Annotated in this window: 2 protein-coding genes and 1 pseudogene; 2 read left to right on the top strand and 1 reads right to left on the bottom strand. The window is 67.1% G+C overall.

Annotated elements, in window-relative coordinates; translation table 11 throughout:
* Both WAN02_RS33995 and WAN02_RS33990 read left to right on the top strand, forming a co-directional pair.
* Positions 1 to 456, top strand: a 456-nt coding sequence (locus WAN02_RS33995) for a thiolase C-terminal domain-containing protein (RefSeq protein WP_422269741.1), incomplete at its 5' end; no start/stop codon positions are given.
* Positions 457 to 496: 40 nt separating this feature from the next.
* Positions 497 to 1,945 (top strand): FadR/GntR family transcriptional regulator, encoded by a 1,449-nt coding sequence (locus tag WAN02_RS33990; RefSeq protein ID WP_422269742.1) that lies wholly within the window; start codon positions 497 to 499, stop codon positions 1,943 to 1,945.
* A 7-nt stretch (positions 1,946 to 1,952) separates the two neighbouring features.
* On the opposite strand, the pseudogene WAN02_RS33985 reads toward WAN02_RS33990, so the two are convergent.
* Positions 1,953 to 2,200 (bottom strand): annotated as a pseudogene (locus WAN02_RS33985) (aldehyde dehydrogenase); the annotation flags it as partial.

Below are 2,200 nucleotides of genomic sequence, written 5' to 3'. Positions count from 1 at the left end.
CATCGAGCGGTGAAGGTGGAGGCGGTCGGGGGCAGCAATGGCGCCGGCGGCTGGTTTCACCGCGCCGACTATCCGAAGATGGCCTCGGCAGACGCGGCGACTCAGATGTGGTCGCGCACCGATCTGAGGCCCGCCGACCTGAACCTTGCCGAGCTGTACGACGGGTTCACCTTCCTCACCTTCGCTTGGCTGGAAGCACTGGGCATCTGCGGTGACGGCGAGGCCGGCCCGTTCGTCGAGGGGGCCGAGCGGATCGCCCTGAACGGCGCGCTGCCGTTGAACACCTACGGCGGCCAGCTCTCGGCCGGCCGCATGCATGGCTATTGGCTGCTGCACGAGGCCTGCCTGCAGTTACGGGGTGAGGCCGGAGAGCGTCAGGTGTCCAGCCGGCCCGAGGTCGCGGTGGCCGCGGTAGGCGGCGGCCCGATCGCCGGATGCATGTTACTGACATGCTGAGTTATGTTGTGCGAGCGTGCAATTGAGTCCTGAGGCTCTTCTGCATGTCGGAGCCGGTACCGCTCCCGGTCGCCGGCCCGATAAGCGAGCTTCGCAGATCGCGCGTCGTATCGAGGCCGACGTCATCCGGCGTGGCTGGCCGGTCGGGCAGTCGCTGGGGTCTGAGCAGGCGCTGCAACAGCGTTACCGGGTGAGCCGCTCGGTGCTGCGGGAAGCCGTCAGGCTCGTCGAGCATCACCAGGTCGCGCGGATGCGTCGCGGACCTAACGGCGGGCTGCTGGTGTGCGAGCCCGACGCTGCCCCGGCCACCCACGCCATCATCATCTACCTGGAATACCTGGGCACCACGATCGGCGACCTGCTGGACGCGCGGCTGCTGTTGGAGCCGTTAGCGGCAGCGCGTGCGGCGGAGCAGATCGACGAAGCGGGCATCGACCGGCTCCGCGGCGTACTGCGCGCTGAGCAAGACCGCAACCCCGACCCGGCGGCGCCGAGCGACGAGTTCCACGCCGTGCTGGCCGAGCAGTCCAAAAACCCTGTCCTGCAATTGTTTATCGATATTCTGATGCGGTTGACCGTTCGGTATGCCGAAGATTCGCGACTGAACTCCGCCAGCGACGCACTCGAGGCGATCGACCACCGGCACCGCGAACACTCGGCCATCGTCGCCGCGGTCACCGCCGGGGACACCGCGCGTGCCATGACACTGAGCGAACGCCATGCGGAGTCGGTGACCACCTGGCTGCGGGACCATCACTACCCCGGTAGTCGTGCGCGCACGCGGCGCGGATCCAGCCGCGAAGCGCCACAGGGCAAGCTCGCCGAAGTGTTGGCCGCCGCGATCCGCGACGACATCGCCAGCAGCGGCTGGCGGGTGGGGGAGGTCTTCGGAAGCGAGGTCGCGCTGCTGGAACGCTATCGGGTGAGCCGGTCCGTGCTGCGAGAAGCCGTGCGGCTGTTGGAATATCACGCCGTCGCGACCACGCGGCGCGGGCCCGGCGGCGGCCTGGTGGTGGCAGAACCCCAGGCGCAGGCCAGCATTGACACCATCGCGCTGTACCTCCAGTACCGCCAGCCTCGTCGCGAAGACCTGACGCTGATTCGCGACGCCATCGAGATCGACAACGTCGCCAAAGTCGTCCGACGGCGCGATTCACCCGAGGTGCGTGACTTCCTCGACAGGCACCGGTTGCTGATCGAAGAAGCCGGTGACGACCCCCGCAAGGCAGGCGTCGAGGAGTTCCTATTCCACACCGGGCTGGCGGCGCTGGCCGGTAATGCCGTGCTCGAGTTGTTTCTGCGGATCCTCGTCGAGCTCTTCCGTCGGCACTGGGCAAGCACTGACCAGCCGATCCCGAGCCACGGCGATCTCGTCGATGTACGACACGCTCACCTGCGAATCATCGCGGCGATCGCGCAAGGCGACGACAGCCTGGCCCGTCACCGCATCCGGCGTCACCTGGACGCCGCCGCCTCCTGGTGGTTGTAGCCCGGCGTTACCGTCCGAGCCGTCGCCGCCAGTCCCTGGCCGACGTCATCCGGAGCAGGGCGGCGATGGTTCTGCCCTTCTTGCGGCTGTAGGGATACCAGATCGGCTCTTTCTTCATCGCAACCCGGTCGGACACAATGCTCTTGGTTCGACAGAATTTGCGGATCCCGTCGGCCCCGCCGTTGCGGGAACCCAGCCCTGATTCGTTCCAACCTTCCATCGGTACCTGGATGTCGCTGGTGATGACGTTGTTGA

This window comes from Mycobacterium sp., assembly GCF_049281135.1.
Taxonomy (GTDB): domain Bacteria; phylum Actinomycetota; class Actinomycetes; order Mycobacteriales; family Mycobacteriaceae; genus Mycobacterium.
The sequence above is the reverse complement of the archived record's forward strand: the minus strand, read 5'-3'. Positions and strand labels throughout refer to the sequence as shown.